This window comes from Paenibacillus sp. FSL E2-0201, from assembly GCF_037963325.1.
GTDB lineage: Bacteria > Bacillota > Bacilli > Paenibacillales > Paenibacillaceae > Paenibacillus_AQ.
The window spans coordinates 259459-280468 of sequence record NZ_CP150154.1 but is presented as its reverse complement, the minus strand read 5'-3'; the positions used below and the strand labels follow the sequence as shown (position 1 = coordinate 280468).

At 42.4% G+C, this 21010-nt stretch carries 16 protein-coding genes and 2 pseudogenes; 13 read left to right on the top strand and 5 right to left on the bottom strand.

Features of this window, described 5'->3' with window-relative positions:
• The first annotated feature begins 162 nt into the window (after nt 1-162).
• Nucleotides 163-1428, top strand: a complete 1266-nt coding sequence (gene hflX, locus NSU15_RS01310; protein ID WP_076116436.1) for a GTPase HflX — start codon at nt 163-165, stop codon at nt 1426-1428.
• 87 nt (nt 1429-1515) lie between these two features.
• Here the strand turns inward: hflX and NSU15_RS01305 are convergent, their stop codons facing one another.
• Together NSU15_RS01305 and NSU15_RS01300 are read right to left on the bottom strand one after the other, a co-directional pair.
• Nucleotides 1516-2244, bottom strand: a complete 729-nt coding sequence (locus tag NSU15_RS01305; RefSeq protein ID WP_339288836.1) for a protein-glutamine gamma-glutamyltransferase — start codon at nt 2242-2244, stop codon at nt 1516-1518.
• 78 nt (nt 2245-2322) lie between these two features.
• Nucleotides 2323-3582 carry a helix-turn-helix domain-containing protein gene (locus NSU15_RS01300; protein ID WP_339288834.1) on the bottom strand — a complete coding sequence of 420 codons (1260 nt, stop codon included), beginning with the start codon at nt 3580-3582 and terminating at the stop codon, nt 2323-2325.
• A 158-nt stretch (nt 3583-3740) separates the two neighbouring features.
• On the opposite strand from NSU15_RS01300, the gene NSU15_RS01295 reads away from it, so the two are divergent.
• Nucleotides 3741-3881: a hypothetical protein gene (locus NSU15_RS01295; protein ID WP_339288833.1), complete on the top strand. Its 141-nt coding sequence runs from the start codon at nt 3741-3743 to the stop codon at nt 3879-3881.
• 636 nt (nt 3882-4517) lie between these two features.
• On the opposite strand, the gene ald is transcribed toward NSU15_RS01295, so the two are convergent.
• Both ald and NSU15_RS01285 read right to left on the bottom strand, forming a co-directional pair.
• Nucleotides 4518-5651, bottom strand: a complete 1134-nt coding sequence (gene ald, locus NSU15_RS01290) for an alanine dehydrogenase (RefSeq protein ID WP_076116432.1) — start codon at nt 5649-5651, stop codon at nt 4518-4520.
• 282 nt (nt 5652-5933) lie between these two features.
• Nucleotides 5934-7160, bottom strand: a complete 1227-nt coding sequence (locus NSU15_RS01285; protein WP_339288831.1) for a Zn-dependent hydrolase — start codon at nt 7158-7160, stop codon at nt 5934-5936.
• A gap of 227 nt (nt 7161-7387) precedes the next feature.
• Between NSU15_RS01285 and NSU15_RS01280 the strand changes: the two genes are divergently transcribed.
• The 4 genes from NSU15_RS01280 to NSU15_RS01265 are packed head-to-tail and all read left to right on the top strand — an operon-like array spanning nt 7388 to nt 12401.
• Nucleotides 7388-8419 (top strand): glycosyltransferase, encoded by a 1032-nt coding sequence (locus NSU15_RS01280; RefSeq protein WP_339288830.1) that lies wholly within the window; start codon nt 7388-7390, stop codon nt 8417-8419.
• Entirely contained in the window at nt 8416-9543 is a 1128-nt protein-coding gene (locus NSU15_RS01275) for a polysaccharide pyruvyl transferase family protein (protein ID WP_339288829.1), read from the top strand. Before NSU15_RS01280 ends, NSU15_RS01275 begins: the two co-directional genes overlap by 4 nt.
• Nucleotides 9518-11065 carry a sugar isomerase gene (locus NSU15_RS01270; RefSeq protein ID WP_339288828.1) on the top strand — a complete coding sequence of 516 codons (1548 nt, stop codon included), beginning with the start codon at nt 9518-9520 and terminating at the stop codon, nt 11063-11065. The genes NSU15_RS01275 and NSU15_RS01270 overlap by 26 nt, the downstream gene beginning before the upstream one ends.
• Before the next feature lie 19 nt (nt 11066-11084).
• A complete protein-coding gene (locus tag NSU15_RS01265) occupies nt 11085-12401 on the top strand; it encodes a glycosyltransferase family A protein (protein WP_339288827.1) in 1317 nt (438 codons plus the stop codon).
• Here the strand turns inward: NSU15_RS01265 and NSU15_RS01260 are convergent.
• On the bottom strand, nt 12375-13487 hold the full coding sequence (locus NSU15_RS01260; protein WP_339288826.1) for a beta-eliminating lyase-related protein: 1113 nt from the start codon (nt 13485-13487) through the stop codon (nt 12375-12377). The genes NSU15_RS01265 and NSU15_RS01260 overlap by 27 nt on opposite strands.
• A gap of 157 nt (nt 13488-13644) precedes the next feature.
• On the opposite strand from NSU15_RS01260, the gene udk reads away from it, so the two are divergent.
• From udk to NSU15_RS01225, 7 genes and pseudogenes are all read left to right on the top strand, one after another.
• A complete protein-coding gene (gene udk, locus NSU15_RS01255) occupies nt 13645-14280 on the top strand; it encodes a uridine kinase (protein ID WP_076116417.1) in 636 nt (211 codons plus the stop codon).
• A gap of 149 nt (nt 14281-14429) precedes the next feature.
• Nucleotides 14430-16022, top strand: a complete 1593-nt coding sequence (locus NSU15_RS01250; RefSeq protein WP_339288824.1) for a spore germination protein — start codon at nt 14430-14432, stop codon at nt 16020-16022.
• Between the two features lie 3 nt (nt 16023-16025).
• Nucleotides 16026-17234, top strand: a complete 1209-nt coding sequence (locus NSU15_RS01245; RefSeq protein WP_339288823.1) for a Ger(x)C family spore germination protein — start codon at nt 16026-16028, stop codon at nt 17232-17234.
• Between the two features lie 14 nt (nt 17235-17248).
• Nucleotides 17249-18361, top strand: coding sequence for an endospore germination permease (locus tag NSU15_RS01240; protein ID WP_339288822.1), 1113 nt, complete (start codon nt 17249-17251; stop codon nt 18359-18361).
• 24 nt (nt 18362-18385) lie between these two features.
• Nucleotides 18386-18616: a hypothetical protein gene (locus NSU15_RS01235; RefSeq protein WP_339288821.1), complete on the top strand. Its 231-nt coding sequence runs from the start codon at nt 18386-18388 to the stop codon at nt 18614-18616.
• A gap of 30 nt (nt 18617-18646) precedes the next feature.
• Nucleotides 18647-19861, top strand: a pseudogene (locus NSU15_RS01230) (Ger(x)C family spore germination protein).
• 21 nt (nt 19862-19882) lie between these two features.
• A pseudogene (locus NSU15_RS01225) lies at nt 19883-20995 on the top strand (endospore germination permease).
• Nucleotides 20996-21010: the final 15 nt, after the last annotated feature.

Sequence of the window (21010 nt, the reverse complement as noted above, 5' to 3'; positions counted from 1 at the left end):
CCCAGCCGTTGTTTAATTCGATATATCTATGGATGACCCGAATGTGGTAATGGAGATTTCTCCTTACACATTTGTTCTGACGTCCTCTAACGAACCGTAAGCACAGGCAGATGGCCTGTGTTTTTTTGCGTTTACTTTTTACTACTGGAGGATGATTAATATATGGAACAACTACGAGAAAAAGCTATTATAGTCGGTGTCCAGCTTCAAAACGAAACAAACTTTGCCTATTCCATGGAGGAGCTGCGCAATTTGGCTGCCGCCTGTGACCTGGAGGTTGTCGGAGAACTTAGTCAAAAGGCAAGCCGGATCAACCCTTCCCACTATATCGGCACAGGCAAAATCCAGGAATTATCAGCGCTTCTGGAAGCGCATGATGCTCCTATTGTTATTTTTAACGATGAGCTATCCCCATCACAGATTCGCAATTTAGAGTCTTCTTTGGATCGTCAGGTCATTGATCGGACGATTCTAATTCTGAATATTTTCGCAGAAAGAGCGAAGACCAAAGAAGCACAGCTGCAAGTAGAAGTAGCCAAGCTGCAATATATGTTGCCTCGATTAACAGGACTCCGGGAGTCCCTTGGCAGACAAGGCGGTGGTGCTGGGCTGAAGAACAGAGGCGCTGGTGAAACGAAGCTGGAGCTGGATCGCAGAAGAATTGAAGAACGGATTACAGCGTTACAAGTTGAGCTTCAACAGCAAGTGGCAAGACGCCAAATTCAGCGGAAGCAGCGGCATAAGAATGAAGTTCCGGTTGTCTGTCTCGTTGGCTACACAAATACCGGCAAGTCCAGCTTAATGAATGTGATGGTGGAGACGTTCCATCCAGGCTCTAATAAGCAAGTGTTCGCCAAAGATATGTTATTTGCTACGCTGGAGACATCCGTTCGGAGCATTGAGCTACCGGATCACAAAACCTTTTTATTAACGGATACCGTTGGATTCGTCAGCCAGCTTCCCCATCATCTAGTCAAAGCCTTCCGCTCCACGCTCGAAGAGGTGACCGAAGCTGACTTATTGATTCACGTAGTCGATATTTCCGATCCACAGCATCAGCAGCATATGGCCGTCACGGATGAGACATTAAAAGCACTCGGCGCTGATCAGATTCCGACGATCTATGCCTATAATAAGGCTGACCTAACAGACTTGCCTTACCCGCATATTGAAGGGGACAACATCTATCTCTCCGCGAAACAAAATAGTGGAATGGCTGAGCTTACAGATCTGATTCGCAGCCATGTTTTTACGGATTATGTTCAGTGTGAAATTTTGATTCCGTTCGATCGCGGCAATGTGGTCTCTTATTTTAACGAGCATGCCCATGTTCAATCCACAAGCTATGAAGAAACAGGCACACGGCTTGCGCTGGAATGCAGAAAATCTGATTTTGAGAAATTCCGCAACGATTTTACAGAGCTTTAGGTTATCGAACACAGCAAATCCCGGACCTTATCGGAGGTCCGGGATTTTTTTGCAGGAAGATTGCTTTTCTTTGTGCTTTCTTAGATTCTAGATTTTATAAATGTAGCTTCGAACCCCTATTCTTGAAAATACAGTGTATTGGGAGCCTCTATTTTCCGCCATGGGTAAGACAGAATCTGTAGATAATCTCTGTAAATAATTAAAATCAGGATGTATCGATTCATTCGTAAGAAAAGCTGAAACATTACTTCCGGGCACTCTTTCCTCATTAAGAGAGTCTATGATAATTTCTGCAGTGGTTATCCCAATGCCGTGGCCATAAAACAGGTCTTCTTCAAGCTTAACAGCATTCTCACCCTGCCATTCCGGCTTGCTAGGGGCATGATCTGGATTCCTGAAATACACAACATCTCCCCGAAGCATCTGATCCTTATTATAATTCGTAACTAAGCGTAGATTCTCGTCGTAGTTCCAATCCCATAAGAACAAATCCTTAAAATACCTATTAAAAGCTTCTTCACCTATAGCTTCAATTGTCGCCCTGTACATAACAATGACCATCGCTGTCGCGCATTCGAAGGCATATAAATGTCCGTTCCGAAAAATGTCTTTAACCCCAACCGAAGGTGCCACGCCAGCATTCAGCTGAAGTCCTCCGATATCTGTACGCGTCCAAAATTGCGGATTACCGCGTGACTCATCAAATGTTGCAAAATCCGCTCCACTATTATTTAAACCTTCGGCCGAATCCACGATGCTTTCTCTCATTTTCCGTTCAAAGTCAAGGGCATCGGGTGAACGAACTTCCTTCACCATGCTTAGTCCCTCCAATGTTATAGGTTCTAAATATAGGTTATTGTACGTGTTCACTGCCCAGTTGGTGCTTAATTCATTTTATTCCCGCGCCTCAACAAACCATTGATTGAGCTGCCTGGTCTCTTCCGTCAAAATATCCAAATAAATAGAAGTACGGTATCCAGTATCCTTCAAGCTTTTACCTGTAATCTCTGCTATGCGATTTAATCTATACAGCAATGTGTTGGTATGAATATGTAAAAAAGCGGCCGATTCCTTCAGATTTCCATTGAGCGATAAATAAACGGCGATCGTTTTTAGAAAATCACTTTTATGATCGCGATCATGCTCTTTAAGTGGATAGAGCAGAGGACTTTTGCGGGTTCGACTGCGCTTTTGCTCCAGCATAGCCGGAATATACGCCCAAAATCCAATATCCTCATACAATAGTAACTCCCGGCCATGAAAAGGCAGCAGCTTCTTGATCTCCAGAATGGATCCCGCTTCCCAATACGCAATAGCCGCCGACATATATTCGGTGTAATCCAGACTACAGCCCGCAGCTAGCATACAGCTCTCACTTTTACGCATATCCTCGATAATTTTATGCATGAACGAAAACAGCCCACCCGTTCCTTCCATGCGAAAGCTGAATGAAAACAATATAATCAACCGATTGTGCTCCGCCGTCAGAAACAATAATTGCAGCCCCGGATAAGAGGCCATAGTTTGCCGAAACCGAAGTATGAAATGATCATTGATAATTTTGTCACTCTCAAACACGCTAATATAATATTTTTCCGGCAAAAGAATCGACCAAACTTCTGCATCCTGCTTGATATTCGCTTCATTGTCATAGTGGGAGGTAAGCAGCTTCCAGAAAAAATCCTCCTGAGTCTTCTCCTGCTTCGTCTTCCAACCCCGTTGCTTCAATATATAACGACCAACGATGGCCGCCGCTTTCTCTACAATATTCTCCGCGTGCCCTTCAACTAGATTGCCTGCATCCACTACCCATATGTACCCGAGAATTTCCTTCTGATGTTTGATGCAAATAGCCAAACGAGGTCCAAGCCCTACCTCCATGACCGCAGGAATCCGGATCGGACGTGTAGCGTGCTCAAGCTGCTGCATAATCCCCTTCTTACGCAACCCAATAATGACAGCATTAGGTACGCGCTTTCCGATAATGGTTGAAATTCTCGCAGAGTCACTCTCAAATTGATGGGAGCTGTATCCGATCACATGGTGATTGCTATCCTCAATCGTAACTTGAGATTGAAGAGATTCACTAATCGCATCCGCCAACGATTCCATACTATCGAAGAAACGATCAAACAATGGATCCTTATCCGTCACTAGCCCCACCCCTGCCTAAAAAAATAGCCGATCCTTGCATTCTAGAGTGATTTTATTATAGTATGCGTGCTCGTAGCTGACTATAAGATAATGGGATGGGGGCTAGATGGCGGGCCTTGAGATCGCCGGGTGGAGGAGTTACGAGGTTATAGATTTCCGTGAGAGCGGAGTTGCTGAGTTACGGGTTACGTTGGTTACGTTGGTTACGTTGGTTACAGGGTTGCGGGTTTGCATGGGACGGAGTTGCCAGCTACGTTGATGCGGGTTACGGTGTGACGGAGTGGCGCGACAGTACATAAACCGCTACTCGAGAGAGCCCCTTTAGAGTTTTTAGGGAATTCCTCCCTAAAATTCTGTATTTTAGGCTTGGTTTACTACTAATCAGGGAAAAACTCCCTAATATTCAACCGATCAGGTTATTATTGGGCATATTCTTCGTATTTTTAGGGAGAAATTCCCTAATTATAGCGTTTTAAGCCATTTTCGCGTAATTTTTAGGGAGGATTTCCCTAAAAATCATCTTCAACAAACCTCTCACCGTAGCAAAAAAACAAATACTAACTAATCAAGCTGTAACTAGCCAAATCAGGCTACACATAGTTGAAACTTGCTAGTTTTGATCGAATTCAAACCAACTTCTATGTAGTCTATCCACCTTTATTACCGCTTTAGCAACAACCACTGTACCTAGTCACAGACAATACAATCTAGTTACTTAACAGCTCACCAGCAAAAAACCACCCGGTCTAATCCACCTCTTTACGAGGTAAAACCAACTCCTAAATTGCATCAGCAAACTTCTACCAGATCTCCCCACTTCGAAACAGAAGCTAGCCAGGTGTATTCCCCCAGAAACAACAAACAGCAAACTCCCATAGCGGGAATTCGCTGTCTATTGGTTCCAAAATATTACCAGTCATTTGGAACGCATCTATTTAGCTCATCGTGAACGTCTGCTCCATCGCTTGTTCTACCGTAAAATTTTTCTCTCCAAGTGCTTCAGCTACGGCTTGGCAGGTAATTTTTCCATTAGCGATATTTACACCGCTTCTTAGGCCGGCATTTTCCTGAATCGCCTTGATCACGCCTTTATTGGCAATTTGCAGGGCGTATGGAACGGTAACATTGGTTAAAGCAATCGTCGAAGTTTTGGCAACAGCACCCGGCATATTAGCAACAGAATAATGCAGTACGCCGTGCTTGATAAATACAGGGTTATCATGTGTTGTCACTCTGTCAATCGTCTCTACGATACCACCTTGGTCAATGGCCACATCAACAATCACTGACCCCGGCTTCATAGTCTTGACCATTTCTTCTGTAACCAGCTTCGGTGCTTTTGCACCCGGAATCAACACCGCACCAACCAACAGATCTGCCTCAGCTACCACTTTGGCAATATTGTAAGGGTTCGAGATCAGTGTATTGATCTGTGCCCCAAAAATATCATCTAATTGACGTAATCTTTCTGCACTGAGGTCAACAATCGTAACATCAGCTCCCAATCCGATCGCCATTTTCGCAGCATTGGTACCTACTACGCCACCGCCGATAATGCTAACTTTCCCGCGACTAACCCCGGGAACACCGGAGAGAAGAATTCCTTGTCCGCCATAGTTTTTTTGCAAGAACTGAGCACCAAGTTGAACAGACATCCGGCCCGCTACTTCACTCATCGGTGTTAATAGCGGCAAGGTACGTTCATGAACAACCGTCTCATATCCGATAGCAAAGACACCATTGTCCTTAAGTGCAGCGGCCAGAGAAGGCTCAGGTGCAAGATGCAAATATGTGAACAAGATAAGGCCTGGACGGAAATAGGGGTACTCGCTTTCCAGCGGTTCTTTCACTTTCATCACCATTTCGGCAGAGTTCCAGACCGTAGCTGCATCCTGAACCAACCTTGCTCCGGCAGAAGCATACTCTTCATTCGGAAATCCGCTTCCCACACCAGCCCCGGCTTCCACTAACACTTGATGTCCTTCTTTAATAAGGCTAACTACACCCGCAGGCGTTATGGCTACACGATTCTCATTATTTTTAATTTCTTTAGGCACTCCGATAATCATCATTCATCTCTCCCGTCTAATGTAGATCCCTTATGTAAAGAATGATAACATACGTTTAGTATTCCCATTTTGGTAAAAAATTAAAATATTATCTATCATCATTGTGTTTTTACACAAAGGATTCGTCTTAAACCGCCCATCAACTTCAGGTTCATTTGGTACCCAACACAACCCTAATCATTATCTCATAAAAAAAGACACTGCTTAGAGTGTCTTTTTGACGATTTTGTATGAAATTAAAGCACTACTACCATAATTGAATGTTATGTTTAGTGACACGTATTACTTTGACAGTAATAACAACACCGTTTCTAGGATTACATTTACCCCTTTTTCACAGTCTTCATAGGAGGTAAACTCCTCTTCACAATGACTTTTCCCCTTCACACTAGGTACAAACACCATCGCGGATGGCAGAAAGCTGGCTACGAACTGAGCATCATGCCCTGCGCCACTTGCGATCTTCCGTTTAGAATAACCCAAGGCTTGTGTCGCTTGCTCCACTAAATCACATACACCCCGGTCAAACCAGACGGTCTCTCTGCCCCAAAGCTTGGTCTTACTCACTTCGCAGGCCAGCAGCCTCTCCGGCAAATCATGGATAATCGCTTCCACCTCACGAACAATCTCCATCTCTTTATGTCTAGCCTCAATGGTGAAGATCACTTTATTAGGAATAACTGTATGAATATTAGGTAGCACGTTCATTCTGCCCATGGTATACACCAACTCGGAGTCGAGCACACTCAGCTTGCTTCGCAGCGCTGTGATCAGATCCGTGGCAGCGAACAAGGCATCCTTGCGCATCGCCATAGGCGTTGTGCCCGCATGATCCGATTCCCCCGTCACCTCAATCTCATAACAGGCCATGCCAACTACACAGTCCACCAGACCAATCGACTGTTCTTCTTGTTCTAGCACGGGACCTTGCTCGATGTGAAGCTCCAAATAAGCAGTGGCTTCAGTAATTCGATTGCTTGTTTCTCCCTTATATCCGCTCTCCTCCAGCGCTTCGCCAAAGGTAATGCCCTCCGGATCTTTTTTATTCAGCATTTCCACCTTATCGAACTTGCCGGCCAGCACACCAGAAGCCATCATCGAAGGCTCAAATCGAGCGCCTTCTTCATTTGTGAAATTCATAATGGTCACCGGTAGCTTCGGTTTTATCCCGTGATCCACGAGTGTGCGGACTACCTCTAGTCCAGCGATTACCCCAAGTACGCCATCAAATCTGCCACCTTTTTTCACAGTATCCATATGCGAACCAATCACAATAGGAGGCCCAGACTCTACACCCGCAAGCGTAGCGTACATCGTGCCCATATCGTCCACCTTCACAGACATCCCCAATTCTTCACAACAGGATCGAAAATAATCCCGAACCTTAAGATCCTCTTCAGTCAGCGATAACCGGGTCACGCCGTTGTTATCTGTACGCCCATAATCCGCAAATGCCTCAATCGTATTCTTTAATCTCTCACCGTTCACGAATATTTTTTGCAGCTGCATTGTAGGTCCCTCCGCTTCGAGCGTTCATGATTTTATGGCTTTCTATATATGTTATACCAATCGATATGATTGTCATTTTACATACTGTAATAATTATTATTCACGTGATGTTACAACGAAATAGAGGTAGCAATAAGTAAACTAAAGTAGTATATACAACCTTTTGATACGGAGGGTAAGCTTAAGATAGCTATTTATCCAGTTCTACTAAGGAAAGGAGCCAGCACATGAATTTAAGCATTGTGGTCCCTGTATACAATATTGAGCATTATATAACCCCTATGTTTAATTCGCTCCTTACCCAAAGTGAACAACATTTCGAAGTCATTATCGTAGATGACGGATCAACGGATAACACCTACAACGTGATAGATAATATCCTCTCCCTTTACCCCGATTTTTCTTGCAAAGTCATTCGAACAGAAAATCAGGGGGTTAGCGCGGCTAGAAATAGAGGCTTAGCAGAAGCCAAAGGGAAATATGTGTTGTTTCTGGATGGAGATGATTATATCTCTACTGACTTAGTCCGAACTATTCATACCCATACTCAAGTATCAGCCCCCGAGATTATTTGCTGGGGATATAGCCATGTTTCAGAGGATGGAGTCACTACTTTGAGTTACTCTTCCGATTATAGTGACATCACAGGCAGTGAAGCGCTGACTCATATTTTTGTGGACAAAAGCTTGCGGATATGGACAGGGAGCATTGCGTATAAACGGGATCTATTACTCCTTCATGGACTCAAATATACAGAACGCTGTGTAAATGGAGAAGATCAGGAATTTATCTACAAAGCCTTATCCAGAGCGGCTAGAGTCATTACGTTACCGGATATATTATCGTTTTATTTACAAAGAAACACTTCAATTTCCAATAGCTATAATGTGAAAAAATTTGATGTCGTCGGTGTATTCAAACGGGTCGATGCCTATTTCGAGGCCCATCCCTTTGAGAAGCTGGATATGATATCCCCTTATATAAGAAATCGCGAGTTGATCGAGAATTACTTTTTCAACCTCAAAACCTGTCTTAATGGGACAGAAGGCATAAGCATTCAGGAATTACTTCGCGACATTGATCATACCTATCCTGAACTAAATCAAGAAATGTATGAACTCATAAGACGTTATAGAGGTAATGATCGAAGATTAGCCCTTTATATCCGAGCATTCTTAATCTCCCCGCTTCTATATCACAGATTCATTTCTGTGGAGAGAAGCTTATCCAGGTTCAAGCGAAAGGAATCTAGAATATGAAAAAGATGCTGATCTATGCCTATACCGAATTTAATTTGGGCGATGATTTGTTCATTAAGGTGCTATGTGAGCGATATCCCGATACCCAATTCAGAATCTGTGCTCCAAGCTTATACAAGCAGTGTTTCAAAGAGATCAAGAATCTGAAAGTGTATCCTTCTGATTCCCTCTTCTTAAGAGGCGTTGCCTTTATTTGCAGAAGGTTAAAGATACATAATCTGGCGCAAAAATATATGGCCGATCGCTCCGATGGCGTTGTTCATATCGGTGGCTCGATCTTTATGCAGGCAGAACATTGGGAAGAGCATTTCAAGAACGCTGAAGCCATACGGAATAAGAATAAACCCTACTATTTATTAGGATCGAATTTCGGCCCTTATACAGATAAAGAATATTATGAGGAACACAGGCGGATTTTTAAGGACTATACAGATATCTGTTTTAGAGAAAAGTACTCTTATGAGTTATTTGAGGATCTGGATCATGTCCGTTTAGCGCCAGATATTATTTTTCAGCTTAACCCGCCAGATCTTCAACCCGAACCTGAGGATTACATCGTCTTATCCGTTATTAAGCCTTCTTTTAAAGGTCTGAACGGTTTTGACAACCTCTATTATGAAAAAATGAAAGAACTCGCAATTTATTTCATTGAAAAAGGCTACGCTGTTCATTTCATGTCATTTTGCGAACATGAAGGTGATCAGCTAGCGATTGAGGAAATCCGGAATCTTATGGGCTCCTCCTATGAGGATGCCATCCAAGTGCATTTATATAAAACGAATATGGAAGAGGTCTTGGCCGTTCTAGCCAACTCCAGCTTCATAGTAGCATCAAGATTCCATGCGATGATCCTGGGCTGGGTGTTGGGTAAACCAGTGTTTCCCGTGGCTTACAGCCAAAAAATGATCAATGTAATGGAAGATGCCCAGTACAAAGGGTTATATACCGATTTCACTACACTAGAGCAGCTACAGCCTGCACAGGTTTTTGATAGTATGACTACCCACTACATGGATGTTACGCCACAAGCCAAACATGCCGAAAGGCATTTCGAACATCTGGATACGTATTTATCGCTTTACGAAAGGAGGATACGTTATGAGAGCCAAGCGGAGCATTCTTAACTTATCCTTTGGACTCGGAAGTCAGCTCATCACGATCATCCTTGGTTTTTTTATACCCAGACTGATTATGGTTAACTATGGCTCTGAAGCCAATGGTTTAATCGCTTCGATTGTACAGATCATTAGTTATTTGGCCCTGCTAGAAGCCGGTGTAGGCGCCGCTTCGATCCAAGCCCTATATAAGCCGGTAGCTTCGGATGATAAGACCCATATCAACTCTATTCTGGCCGCTACCTCCAGCTATTATAAAAAAACAGGGATTTATTATTTCTTCGCCGTCCTCCTAATTGCCGTTATATACCCATTAGTGATCACCTCTGACATCGATAAATTATCGATTATGCTCATTATTTTGCTCACAGGGATGGGCGGAGCGATTAATTATTATTTTCAAGGAAAATTCAAAGTTCTGCTCGCTGCAGAGGGAAAAAGCTATGTAGAAACTTCTATTGTCACTGTGGCTAATATTCTGAACAATGTGATTCGGATTCTGTTATTACTTCAAGGTGTTAACATCATCGCAGTGCAAGCATCCTATTTCATATTGACCATACTTCAAATCGTTGTCTTCTATATCTATATCAATAAGCATTACAAATGGATCGACCTAAATCTTAAACCAGACTATGCAGCCATTGGTCAAAAAAACTCCGTGTTAGTTCATGAGATCTCCTACTTGGTGTTTAGAAATACCGACGTGCTGATCCTGACTATATTTACGAACTTAAAGATCGTTAGCATCTATGTCATGTACAACATGATTTTTACGATTGTAGATAACATTGTTCAAACTATAAACGGAAGTGTAAAGGCAGCTCTTGGTCAGAGCTTTCATGAGAGTAAAGAAGCCTTTATTAAATTTTATGATGCTTACGAAGTCTACTTTATGGGGCTCATCTTCTCAATTCTGACTGTGGCTTACATTCTAATTCTTCCTTTTATGAAGTTGTATACCGCTGGAGTAAATGACGTGAATTACATCGATATGTGGCTACCGATCCTGTTCGTAGTCATTAAATTATTAACCAATGCCAGAGCTTCTTCCAATAATGTGATTACCATCGCCGGGCATTTCAAGAACACACAGAACCGTTCCATTCTGGAATCAGCTATAAATCTGGTAGCTTCCATTGTATTTGTAATCTTCATGGGAATTTACGGTGTACTGATGGGAACTATAGCCGCCCTCTTATACCGCTCCATAGATATCGTGATCTACGCTAGCAGACATCTGCTGAATCGGAGTGCTTGGGTCACCTTTAAAAGATGGCTAACGAATGCAGTGGTTTTTGTGGGCATTATTCTGATCTCTCGCGCTATCAATATCCCCATCCATTCCTATGCGGGACTTATGTTGTGGGGTGTACTGCTAGGACTTGTGATTTTGCCTGTATATTTCGTAATCGGCTCTTTAATGGAACGGGAAGTATTTCTCTATACATGGGAACATCTCAAAAAGTATCGATATAAACTCAAAAATAAAATTAATACTCAGCCTGAGGTAAGTGGTTTATCCAAATAACACAACAGGAGGACTCGAAATGGATCATAGCGAGGTTTTACAGCAAGCCTGTTACGTCTTTCTGAATGACCTAAATGATGAAATCAACCACTCATTCCCCCTTCATATGGATGATAAAGAAATCTTCCAAAGATGTCGTCTGATCATAGATAAAGAACAAAATCCCCAAGTCAAAGCCTTTTTAGAAACTTTATCAGAGGTGATCCAGGCTTATCTCACAGGGAGAGCTTCGGAGGATGCATTAAGGTTCTATTTAGCAGAGCAATTTAGTATCGTGCAAGAAGAGATCGACGGGTTAATCCATGGGTTAGTTGCATTCAAATATCAGTCCTCAGATACGGCTAGTTCAGACCCAGTACTCGTTTCCTTTGCCGATTATCCCAAGGTCAGTGTCATTATCACTACTTACAATAGAAAGGCATTTCTATACCAAGCGATCCAAAGCATCTTAAAGCAAGACTATCCTCATAAAGAGATCACAGTGATCGACGATTGTTCTACAGATGGGACGGAAGAGTTAATGCAGCAAAGCTTCGGAGATGAGCCGCAGGTAATCTACATGCGAAACGAAAAGAATAGCGGACCCGGTAATAATCGCCGTTCAGCCTTTGCCGCTCATGGTGATGGCGAGTATGTTCTTTTCCTAGATGATGACGACTATCTGATTGACATGAACTATTTAAGTAAGGCTGTGGACTTTCACAATCTTCATCCCGAAATCTCATTTGTGGCTGCTAATGTGTTTCTTGAATATTCAAAGGCAAAACAACTGAAGATCAGCAGCCTACAGCTAAGTAAAATTATTAAGAAGCAAGATTATTTCATGAATTTCGAGAAAAAAGGATATCCGAAGCCCTCCTCCACACTAACAACTGTCTTTAAGCGCGAGGCCTTAATGGCTATGGATATCCTGAGTATGAATATGGTCAACGATGCTTCTATTTATCTGCGCTCTCTGTTGGTCGGTGATGCTGGCTTCATAGATACCCTTGCCGGCGTGTATAGATTACATGGTGACAACATTACCTTTCATCTGAGTCAGGGATTCTTAATTGAGAATCTGGAGGAGAAACTCTTGATTAAGAATATGGCCATTCAGAAATATGGCTATAGCGAGCAGGAAATGACAGAATGGTTTAGCCATAATGCGTATGATACGATCTCATACTATTTATTAAATTCTGCGAAAGACGCTACAGACTTTAAATTCATGTACCATTGGGCGCTCACCCATTGCCCACCGATCTACAATCAATTAAGGAGTGATTTCCGTACAAAGCTTATTAAAAAACAATTATTACGGATTTCGTTACTTCGATCGCTGCTCGGAAGATAATTCATGCATTAGCTTATCGAGTAGCAGAAAAAATTCTTTAAGCTCTTCTTTAGGGATGTCGGCGTACTTGTCTCCAATACTGATCTCACAATAAGAAGTATGTTCTCCCGTTGGTCTTATCGCTGCGCTTAAACCGATTCCTGTTGTCTCATATACAGAAGACAGAATCGGTTCGATGTTCTCCCGAGACATTTGAAAATGCATATGAAACATGTTGGAGACCGGTTCAGCAGGTAATGTCGTCACAGCGCGGCATTGATTAACTAAGGCAGCAAGCTCCTTGGCCCCATCATAATACTTGTGCATCTTATCTACTCTTTGCCGGTAATAGTAATCAGAGGAAATGATGTAAGGATACAGACTGATTAGGTCGCCACCATGCCGCCGTTTCCATATCTTCGATTGCTTCGTAAAGTCCTCGTTGCCTGCAAGAATCGCGCCTGCAATTCCCCCGATTCCTTTATATAGTGAGATATAGACACTATCAAAGAGGGCGCAGATCTCAGCAGCTGTCTTACCGTAATAGGGGAGTGTCTCAAGCAATCTTGCGCCATCCAGATGCAGCTTAATTCCGCGAGCACGACAATGTGCAGAAATCGCTTCAAGCTCCTTATACTCCGGTAATTGTCCACCAATCTCGCGCTGCGGCAATTCAAGCAGCAGACAAGCGATATCTTCCTTCATATGTATTACATCATCTAAGGTGATTAATCGATCTTTGTCTGCCAGTAGGACTGGCTCGATATGATGCAATTCCTTCAGCCCATCCTGCTCATGGATCTCCAAATGACATAAAGGATGATAAGCAACTCTCTTGAGGCCTTGTTCATCACACCATATTCTTAAGGCGATTTGCTGTGCCATCGTTCCACTCGGAAAGAAGACTGCGGTTTCTTTTCCCAAAAGCTCCGCCATCTCCGCCTGGAATTCCTCAATAACCTTTCCCGATCCGTAAATATCAGATGCTGTACTGTTCTCTACAGCTTCAAAGGCTTCCTTCAAGACTTGAACATCTCTATTCCCATGTCCTACAATTCGATAAGTCGTTTCATTAAAGGCTTCTTGCACTGATTTTTTTCCGTTCATTGGTAGAATTGCCCCTTCCGTATTTACCTTGTCCCTAATATAGACGAATTTCAAAAAATCCCATCTTAATTTTACCCGATCTAAGGTGAAAAAACATGAGCGCTGTGCTACAATATTGGAATTGCAACGGCAATCTTAGGGAGGGTTATTGAATCACATGCTCATCATTGGTATCGCCGGCGGCACCGGCTCGGGAAAGACAACCGTAGCCCGCTCCGTCATTGACCGTCTTGGAACGGGAAAGGTAACTTTCATATCTCAAGATAACTACTATAAGGATCATTCGCACCTCAGCTTTGCTGAACGTGAATCCATTAACTATGATCATCCTTTCGCTTTCGACAACGAGCTGCTTATCGAGCATCTTAAATGTCTGCGAGAAGATCAAACCGCATATGCACCAGTGTATGACTTCACAGTTCATGCCCGCTCCACTACGGAGACCGTAGAACTGAAACCAAACAATATTGTAATCATCGAAGGACTCCATGTTCTGTCCGACGAGAATCTCCGCGATATGCTTGATATCAAAGTATTTGTTGATGCTGACCCTGATGTGCGCATCCTCCGCCGGGTACTCCGGGATATCGAGGAACGCGGTCGGAGCATCCAGTCGATCCATCACCAATATTTAAGCACGGTTAAGCCGATGCATGAAGCTTTTATTGAGCCATCCAAAAAATACGCCGATTTGATCATCCCAGAAGGCGGCCATAATGAAGTCGGTATCCAGTTGCTCTCCATACTAACTGAGAAACACCTGACGAATGATTGGACATCCTCTAGTTCTTAAATATCAAGTTCTGCCCTAGCTGTCGAGAGAATCTCGGCGGCTTTTTTGTGTGTTCATCCCCCAAGCCGCAGTAGATTATTCAAAGAATAATCCCACCGCATTATGGTAATAGCTATATTACAGCAGCTTGCGGAAGAGGGATAACAACTATGGGATTTCTGAACAGAACGATAACAAAAGCTTTTAAAAAGCCTTCATTAGGGCACCCCGACCCCATTAAAGATTTACCTAAGGAACCTATCAAGAAAAGCCTACAAGATAATATTCAATATATAAAAACAACCCTTGGCCATAGCACTGACCTTGTGATCAGAGATTTCGTTATTGGTTTAGAACACCAGATCAAAGCCGCTATTTTCTATACAGATGGACTAGCAGACAGTAAAGCTATTCAGGACTTCATTCTAGAGTCTCTTATCTTAGAAATTCCTGATTCAACCTTGGAAGCTGACGGTGACAACTATTCCTTTTTTAAAAGACACATGCTCACTGTAGGTGATATCAAGGATGTGACCGAATTCACTTCTTTATTTACCTCTCTACTATCCGGAGATGTGATTCTTTTAATCGATGGAGACACCAAAGGATTCACGATTGGAATGCGAGGCTGGAAAGACCGCGGTGTAACGGAAAGCTCCACTGAAACGGTAATTCGCGGACCTAAAGAAGCCTTCACAGAAAGCTTACGAACGAATACTGCATTAATTCGGCGAAAAATAAAGGACCCCAATCTCTGGTTAGAAACACAGCAAATTGGACGTGTAACCCAGACTGATGTAGCTATTATGTATATCAATGGCATTGTTAGTGAAGGAATTGTGAAAGAAGTACATTCACGTTTAGATCGAATCGATGTGGATGCCATTCTGGAAAGTGGTTATATCGAAGAATTAATCGAGGATGAAACCTACTCTCCGTTTCCAACGATCCATCATACAGAACGTCCTGATGTTATTGCAGCTGCGCTTATGGAGGGCAAAGTAGCCATATTAGTAGATGGAACGCCTATAGTAATGACGGTTCCTACCTTATTCGTATCCTTCATGCAGACGGCCGAGGATTATTATCAACGCGCCGATGTAAGCACCCTAGTTCGGCTGCTTCGCTATTTCAGTATATTTGTTTCACTACTAGCCCCATCTTTGTATGTAGCTATTACTACCTTCCATCAGGAAATGCTACCCACAACCCTGCTGATCAGTTTGGCTGCACAACGGGAAGGCGTGCCACTTCCCGCATTTATTGAAGCACTGTTAATGGAACTTGCCTTTGAGATTATAAGGGAAGCGAGTGTACGAATGCCCCAAACTATAGCCCAATCTGTATCCATTGTAGGTACTTTGGTGATTGGGACTGCAGCGGTGGATGCCGGTATTGTTTCGGCTGCGATGCTTATTGTCGTCGCTATAACGGCGATCTCTAGCTTTGTGCTACCATCCTTTGATCTTTCTTTGACGATTAGAATGCTTCGTTTTCCGATGATGTTCCTTGCTGCATCCTTTGGATTGTTCGGGATCATTATCGGGGTTATTGCGATAGTTCTGCATATGTGCAGCTTACGCTCCTTTGGAATTCCCTACATGAGCCCGTTAGCACCCTATAATCTTTCCGATCAAAAGGATGTCTTCTTCCGAATGCCCTTGTGGGCTATGTTTAACCGCCCTAGGCTAATCAATCAAAAAAATATCGTTCGGGAAAAAAGTACACCCCCGCAAAAACCGGGAGATTTGACGGAGGAATAAATCATGAAACGAAAATCGCTTTTGATTTGCGTTCTTATTCTCATTCAAATATTCCTAACAAGTTGCTGGAGCAGACAGGAGTTAAACAAAATTGCAATTGCTGTAGGCCTTGGTTTCGATAAACAAGGAGATCAATATCAAGTTTCTGCACAAGTTGTGTTACCCAGTCAAATCGCCGGTTCAAAAGGAAGCATTGCCCAATCACCCGTTAACCTTTATAAAGCAACCGGTAGAACTATAACTGAAGCACTTAGGAAAATCACAACGAGAAGCCCACGTCAAATTTATATCTCTCATCTTCGAATATTAGTCCTTGGCGAAGATTTAGCTAAAGAGGGAATCAGTGATGTCCTAGATTCCCTGTCAAGAGATACTGAAACTCGAAATGATTATTTTATTGTGGTAGCAAAGAATGCCAAGGCAGAGGATGCTCTGAAAGTGTTAACCAATCTCGAAAAGATTCCCGCTGTACGCTTGTTTTCCAGCCTAGAGACCTCAAAGAAAACTTGGGCACCTACATCAACGGTGACCTTAGGAACACTCATTACAGAACTGGTAACTAGGGGGAAGAATCCTGTATTAACGGGCCTTGTCATCGAAGGAAGTGTAGCCGTAGGAGAATCCCTAAAAAATGTAGAATCCATAGATTCTCCAACACAATTAAATTACTCAGGGCTAGCGGTATTCAAGGATGACAAATTGATTGGTTGGCTAAACCAAGAGGAATCAAAGGTGTATAACTACTTAACCAATCAGGTGAAGGAATCGCTCGCCGTCAGAAAATGTCCCAATGGAAAAATGGCGTCTTATAAGGTATTTGATGCCCACGCCAAGATAAAGGGCGGCATGCGGAATGGCAAGCCAGAAATCAGTATTCAGCAACATATGGAAGCAGATTTAACAGAGGTACAATGTAAAGATCTAGACTTGACAAACCCAAAGACCATTACCGAATTAGAACAAAGCATCAACAAGGAAGTGTCAGAGCAATTCGAAAATACGATTAAGAAAGTGCAAAAAGAATACAAAAGCGATATTTTTGGATTTGGTGAAGCCATCCATCGCTCTAACCCGCAGGCTTGGAAGAAGCTGAGGAATAATTGGGATCAAACCTTTGTTGATATGCCGGTAAACATCGAGATGGATTGTAAGATTCGTCTGTTAGGAAAAGTAACTAATTCTTTCTTGCAAGAGATGAAGACAAATAAATAGGAGTGAACGAAGCCATGTTAGAAAAGGGAAAAATAAGTGCCCGTCAGCTAACCATATTGGTTATGCTCCTTACTATTGGGGATTCTATTCTTATAATCCCCTCTTCCGCTACTCACTACGCTAGACAAAACGCCTGGATTTCCACTTTAGTCGGGATGATCGCAGGTCTATTAGCCGTCTATACGTATAGCAAGTTCGCAAAGGCCTATCCCAATTTAACGCTTATAGAGGCCATTCAAAAGACTTTTGGAAAATGGATAGGAACGATTGTATCGCTTCTGGCTATCATGTTTTTTCTTATGGTTTCCGTTGGAAGCATGCGAGAAATCGCTGATTTCGTGACCTCAGAAATGTTACCTGAAACCCCTATTCCAGCCATTTTAATGTTATTTATACTGATCGCAATTATGGCATCCCGTCTGGGTATCGAGGTCATTGGAAGAGCTAGCGAGATCTTCATTCCCATGTTCATTTTCTTATTTCTAATTCAGACCTTTGCTATTATTCCTCAGATGGAAATAGTAAGAATGCTACCCATTTTGGAGGACGGGATAAAGCCTGTTCTAAGAGGGTCTATCTCCATCACTACTTACACCTTTTTAGAAACAGTTGTCTTTTTGATGATCCTTCCTTATGTAAATCAGCAAGGAAAAATAACAAAGAGCTTCTTTAAGGGAGCGATTCTAGGCGGTATCGTAATTTTCATTACGCTTCTCGTTTCTATACTGGTATTAGGTCCGGATCTGACAAACAGAGATATATATCCCAGTTATAACATCGCAAGGCGCATATCTGTTGGCGGATTCTTCGAACGGGTTGAAGCCATGATCGCTTTAGAGTGGATGTTAACTTTGTTCATAAAAGTAACCTTGTACTTATATGCTTTCGTTCTGGGGTTGTCCCAATTATTGAAATTAAAAGATTATCGGGTATTATCCTTACCCACAGGGATGATCTTAGTTGCACTTGCTCCCATCATTGCCCCGAACTTCACTTATTACAACGCAGTTTTTGATAATTATTGGGTGTACTATGTCATTACCTTCGGGATATTTCTACCCTTGGTGTTATTAAGTGTGGGCATGTTTCAAAAAGCACTTAGCAAAGACTTGGCATCTCGGAACTAAAGATTGGTTGGGAGGTTGTTAATATTGGGTATAGTAGGGATTCTCATCATTGTAGCCGTTATTATTGCTATTGAAGTACCCCTTATGTGGAGGAAAAAGCTAATCCGGGAGCTGTGGGTATTTTCATTTCTTCTATTGCTGGGAACTTGCTTTAGTCTTATTTACGTAATGAATATCTCGATCTCCAATCCGTTGGCTTGGATGGTGTTCATCTATAAGCCTGTAGCCGACATGGTAAATGCCTGGTTATCTTAACAATTAGTCGGACTAGCCCCGAGAGATCTAATGGAGGAATACACCATGAAACGAAGATCACTTCTGCTTTGCCTTCTTGTGCTCATGCAAATAGGCTTAACGGGTTGCTGGAGTCGAGAGGAAATGAATGATCTCGCGATTGCCGTAGGTATCGGTATAGATAAGGTCGGAGATGAGTTTCAAGTTTCTGCACAAGTGGTTTTACCCAGCCAGATCGCTGGATCAAAAGGGGGGAGCCCTCAATCACCCGTTAACCTTTATAAAACGACCGGAAAAACCGTATATGAAGCCCTTAGGAAAATCACAACCGTAAGTCCACGTAAAATCTATATCTCTCATCTGCGGATCTTAGTCCTCAGCGAGGATCTGGCTAGGGGGGGAATACGTGACGTTCTTGACTTCATGTCAAGGGATACCGCAACTCGAAATGATTATTTTATAGTGGTGTCAAAGGACGCCAAGGCAGAAGATGCTCTGAAAATATTAACTAGCCTCGAAAAGATTCCCGCTGTACGCTTGTTCTCCAGTTTGGAAACATCGGAGAAGCAATGGGCGCCTACATCTACTGTAACACTAGGAGATTTGATTACAGATCTTGTAGCTAAGGGTAAAGATCCAGTTTTAACAGGGGTTGTTATCCAAGGGAATATAGATGTGGGGGAGACCCCAAAGAATGTTGAAACGGTAGATTCACCAACACAATTAAAATACTCAGGGTTAGCCGTATTCAAAGATGACAAATTAATCGGTTGGCTAAATCAAGAGGAATCAAAGGTGTATAACTATTTAACGAACAAAGTGAATAACACGGTGTTCTACATCAACTGTCCTGAAGGGAAAAGGATATCTCTTGAGGTATTTGAAGCTCACTCCAAAGTTAAAGGCAGCGTGCAGGAAGGAAAACCTGCTATCAGTATTAATCAATATTTAGAAGCAGATATAGGCGAGGTATAATGCAGCAATCTAGAACTGACGAACCCAAAAACCATCGCAGAATTAAATCAAATTGCCAACCAGAAAGTGATAAAGTTATTCGAAACTACAATTAAGAAGGTACAACAAGAATATAAAAGTGATATTTTTGGATTTGGTGAAGCCATCCATCGCTCCAACCCGCAAGAATGGAAGAAACTGAGTGATAATTGGGATCAAACCTTTGTTAACTTGCCAGTAAACGTAAAGGTGAACATGGAGATTCGCCAGTTAGGAAAAGTGACTAACTCTTTCTTAGAAAAGATGAAGTAATACATTGGAGTGAATGAGGCCATGCTCGAAAAAGGAAAAATAAGTACTCGTCAGCTAACTATTCTTGTTATGCTCCTTACCATCGGGGATTCCATTCTAGTAATCCCTCCTTCCACTACACACTACGCCAAACAAAATGCCTGGATTTCTTCCTTAATTGGAATGGTCGTAGGTTTATTAGCCATCTATATGTATAGCAGAGTTGCAAAGTTATACCCCAAACTAACGCTTATCCAAGTGATTCAAAAAGTTTTCGGAAAATAGTTAGGGACTATTCTATCCCTTTTGACCTTAATGTATTTTCTCATCGTTGCAGTAGGAAGTATGCGGGAAGTGGTTGATTTCGTGACCTCGAAAATGTTACCTGGAACTCCTATCCCGGCCATTCTAATCTTATTTATACTGATCGTCATTATGGCAACACGACTCGGTATTGAGGTCATCGGACGAACGGGTGAGATCTTTACTCCCATGGTTATAGTCCTATTTCTGGTCCTGACGGTGGCCATTATACCTCAAATGGAAATTGTCAGAATGCTGCCCATATTAGAGGACGGAATAAAGCCAGTGCTAAGAGGGTCCATCTCCATTTCGGCTTACACCTTCTTAGAACCCGTTGTCTTTCTAATGTTCCTCCCTTATGTAAATCAACAAAAAAAAATAACAAAATCCTTATTACAGGGCTGTTTCCTAGGTGGGATTATCATCTTCCTGACAGTCACTGTTTCCGTATTAGTACTAGGTCCGGATTTAACGACCAGAGATATATATCCCAGTTATAACATAGCAAGACGCATATCGGTTGGTGGGTTCTTTGAGCGGGTTGAAGCCTTGATAGCTCTATTGTGGATGTTAACCTTATTTATAGAAGTAACCTTGTACTTCTACGCTTTTGTTCTAGGAATGTCTCAATTATTAAACCTAAAAGAGTTTCGAGTGCTAACTCTACCTACAGGAATGATCCTTGTTGCACTAGCACCGCTTATTGCTCCAAATTACACTTATTACAACACATTATTTGATAATTACTGGGTGTACTATATTATAACCTTCGGTGTATTTCTACCCTTGGTATTATTAGGTGTGGGGATGTTTCGAAATGTACTCAACAAGGACCTTAAATCTCGAAACTAAATAGGACTAAGCCGA

What these genes read in the sequence shown, in the direction of transcription:
- NSU15_RS01305 (WP_339288836.1), bottom strand. Translation starts at nt 2,244, where the DNA reads ATGGTGAAGGAAGTTCGTTCACCCGATGCCCTTGACTTTGAACGGAAA.
- NSU15_RS01280 (WP_339288830.1), top strand. Translation starts at nt 7,388, where the DNA reads ATGAATTTAAGCATTGTGGTCCCTGTATACAATATTGAGCATTATATA.
- NSU15_RS01275 (WP_339288829.1), top strand. Translation starts at nt 8,416, where the DNA reads ATGAAAAAGATGCTGATCTATGCCTATACCGAATTTAATTTGGGCGAT.
- NSU15_RS01270 (WP_339288828.1), top strand. Translation starts at nt 9,518, where the DNA reads ATGAGAGCCAAGCGGAGCATTCTTAACTTATCCTTTGGACTCGGAAGT.
- NSU15_RS01265 (WP_339288827.1), top strand. Translation starts at nt 11,085, where the DNA reads ATGGATCATAGCGAGGTTTTACAGCAAGCCTGTTACGTCTTTCTGAAT.
- NSU15_RS01250 (WP_339288824.1), top strand. Translation starts at nt 14,430, where the DNA reads ATGGGATTTCTGAACAGAACGATAACAAAAGCTTTTAAAAAGCCTTCA.
- NSU15_RS01240 (WP_339288822.1), top strand. Translation starts at nt 17,249, where the DNA reads ATGTTAGAAAAGGGAAAAATAAGTGCCCGTCAGCTAACCATATTGGTT.
- NSU15_RS01260 (WP_339288826.1), bottom strand. Translation starts at nt 13,487, where the DNA reads ATGAACGGAAAAAAATCAGTGCAAGAAGCCTTTAATGAAACGACTTAT.
- ald (WP_076116432.1), bottom strand. Translation starts at nt 5,651, where the DNA reads ATGATTATCGGAGTGCCTAAAGAAATTAAAAATAATGAGAATCGTGTA.
- udk (WP_076116417.1), top strand. Translation starts at nt 13,645, where the DNA reads ATGCTCATCATTGGTATCGCCGGCGGCACCGGCTCGGGAAAGACAACC.
- NSU15_RS01285 (WP_339288831.1), bottom strand. Translation starts at nt 7,160, where the DNA reads ATGCAGCTGCAAAAAATATTCGTGAACGGTGAGAGATTAAAGAATACG.
- NSU15_RS01245 (WP_339288823.1), top strand. Translation starts at nt 16,026, where the DNA reads ATGAAACGAAAATCGCTTTTGATTTGCGTTCTTATTCTCATTCAAATA.
- hflX (WP_076116436.1), top strand. Translation starts at nt 163, where the DNA reads ATGGAACAACTACGAGAAAAAGCTATTATAGTCGGTGTCCAGCTTCAA.